2 protein-coding genes and 1 pseudogene are annotated in these 2,655 nt (G+C 46.0%); 2 read left to right on the top strand and 1 reads right to left on the bottom strand.

The features are described from left to right. Together PX481_RS20910 and PX481_RS20915 are read left to right on the top strand one after the other, a co-directional pair. A partial coding sequence (locus tag PX481_RS20910) for a 3-phosphoshikimate 1-carboxyvinyltransferase (RefSeq protein WP_502888620.1) occupies window positions 1–347 on the top strand: 347 nt, incomplete at its 5' end. A 195-nt stretch (window positions 348–542) separates the two neighbouring features. After that, complete coding sequence (locus PX481_RS20915) at window positions 543–2,258, top strand: ABC transporter ATP-binding protein (RefSeq protein ID WP_002761448.1); 1,716 nt, start codon at window positions 543–545, stop codon at window positions 2,256–2,258. 8 nt (window positions 2,259–2,266) lie between these two features. Here PX481_RS20915 and PX481_RS20920 read toward each other — a convergent pair. Further along, window positions 2,267–2,655 (bottom strand): annotated as a pseudogene (locus tag PX481_RS20920) (amidophosphoribosyltransferase); the annotation flags it as partial.

Raw genomic sequence — 2,655 nt, forward strand, 5'->3', positions numbered from 1 at the left:
ATGAAATTCCGATTTTGGCAGTAGCGGCGGTTTTTGCCCAAGGAACGACAATTATCAAGGATGCCGAGGAATTACGGGTGAAGGAAAGCGATCGCCTGACGGTGATGGCCACCCAACTCGATCGCCTAGGGGCAAAAGTAACGGAATTACCCGATGGTTTAGAGATTACCGGCGGTACAGGCCTATTCGGCACGGAAGTGGACAGTTTTACCGATCATCGCATTGCTATGAGTCTAGCGATCGCTGCCCTCAATTGCCGTCAACCCACCACTATCCATCGCGCTGAAGCGGCCGGCATTTCCTACCCCGATTTTGTGACCACCTTACAGCAAATTTGTCAAGAGTAGAAATATTAAGTTTTTCTGCGAACGGGCGAGCGGTAACTGGTAAAATTGCAGGATAAATCATAGAGTAGTAGGCCGCCTGTGTGATAATCGAGTTCATCGATCGAAATAGCGGAAAATAGAAGCGTCCCTCATTCAAATTTCCCTGAAAAATATCTCCCTATCTACCCCACTCCCGTCTTCTCTTCCCCACCGATAATGGAAATCATCGCCCAATTAGAGAAAGTTTCCTATATTTATCCCGAATCCTCCAATCTAGTGCTTAAAAATATCTCTTTAGCAATTCATCGAGGAGAATTTTTAGGTATTATCGGGCCCACAGGTGCGGGGAAAACTACTCTCTGTTTAACTCTTAACGGTATTGTCCCCCAATTCTACGGAGGGCGTTTTTTTGGTTATGCAACGGTAGCCGGTTTAGATACTTTAACCCATCCCGTTAGCACCTTGGCCCGCTATGTGGGGGCAGTATTTGAAGATCCCGAAACGCAACTTTTAGCCACTTCGATAGAAAATGAAATCGCTTTTACCCTAGAAAATTTACGGCTACCGCGAGAGGAAATTAAAGCGCGCATTCCCAAAGTTTTAGCGGCAGTCCGGTTAGAGGGAATGGAAAAAAAATCGCCGGGGGAACTATCGGGAGGACAAAAACAACGATTAGCGATCGCCGCTGCCCTCGCAGTTCAGCCCGCTTTGTTAATTCTCGATGAACCCACCTCCCAACTGGATCCGGTGGGATCCCAGGAAGTTTTCGCCACCATTAAGGAATTAAATCGCCATCTCGGTGTCACTATTGTGATGGTCTCCCACGCGGCCGAGGAAATGGCCGAATATGCCGATCGCCTGGTACTATTAAGGGAAGGTGCGATCGAAGCCATGGGAACCCCAGCAGAGATCTACTCCCAAGTACAACGTTTACAGGAAAATGCCCTGCGTCCTCCGCAAGTGGCCACTACTTTTGCTTTGATCGAGCAGAAAATCGGGGCGGTCGAGTCCATTCCTGTCACCCTCGACCGCGGTTTTGCCCGTTTAAACGAGCTTAAATCCTTTTATCATCATAGAACCCCAACCCCTCCCTTATCGTCGGTTTCTGACCCCTTAAACCCCATACTGAGGGTAAAAAATCTCTGCCATACCTATCCCGATGGTACTACCGCTTTGCGGGATGTGTCCCTCGATATTGCCGAAGGGGAATATCTGCTGATTATCGGTCAAAATGGCGCGGGAAAAAGCACTTTAGTCAAGCATTTTCTCAATCTTCTCTCGGCGACCACCGGTCAAGTTATGATTGACGGACGTTCGATCACTAGCTTTTCTGTTAGTGATTTAGCTCGTTCGATCGGTTATGTAGCCCAAAATCCCGATAATCAGATTTTTAACACCACTGTGGAGAAAGAAGTATCATTTGCCCTGACTAATCTCGGTTATTCTCCAGAAATCGTTATCCAACGCACGGAAGCAAGTCTAGAAGCCATGGGATTGCTAGAATATCGATCCTATCATCCTCTCTCCTTACCGAAAGGCGATCGAGCGCGGGTAGTGATTGCGGCAATTTTAGCCATGGAACCGCGTATAGTTGTGTTTGATGAACCGACCACCGGCCAAGATTACCAAGGAGCTAAGGCAATTTTAGAGGTGAGTCGTCAATTACACCAGATGGGCAAAACCGTGATTGTGATCACCCATCACCTCTATTTAATGCCAGAATACGCCGAAAGAGTAATTATTATGGGTCAAGGAACTATTCTTTTAGATGCCCCAATCCGGCAAGCTTATCATCAAACCGATCTCTTAGCCAAAACCTATCTAACTCCACCCCAAGCAGTTTTATTAGCACAAAAATTAGGACAACTTTCCGGTTATCCCAATTCTCTTTTAACTCCCCAGGAAATTGCCGATTGTTTTCAGAGGATTTAGCCTTGAGGCTATTTAACTGTTTCTAAAATCAACTTCGATCGCTTAACATTATCAGGTACAGGAATCGGATAATCGCCATTAAAACAAGCAGTACAGAAAGTTTTCGGATCTTCCTTCGTTGCTGTTAACATTGCATCATGACTGAGATAAGCTAAACTATCCACCCCGATTTGTGCCTGAATTTCCGCCACCGATTTAGTTGCCGCAATTAATTGCTCTTGGTTATCCGTATCAATGCCATAAAAACAAGGATGAGTCACCGGAGGTGAAGATATTCTCATGTGAACTTCTCTTGCACCAGCATCGCGTAAAGCTTTAACTAATTTCCGGCTAGTGGTTCCCCGCACGATCGAATCATCAACAATAATAACTCTTTTTCCCTGTAAAACATCCTTTA

The sequence above is a fragment of the Microcystis sp. M53603_WE2 genome, assembly GCF_030065435.1.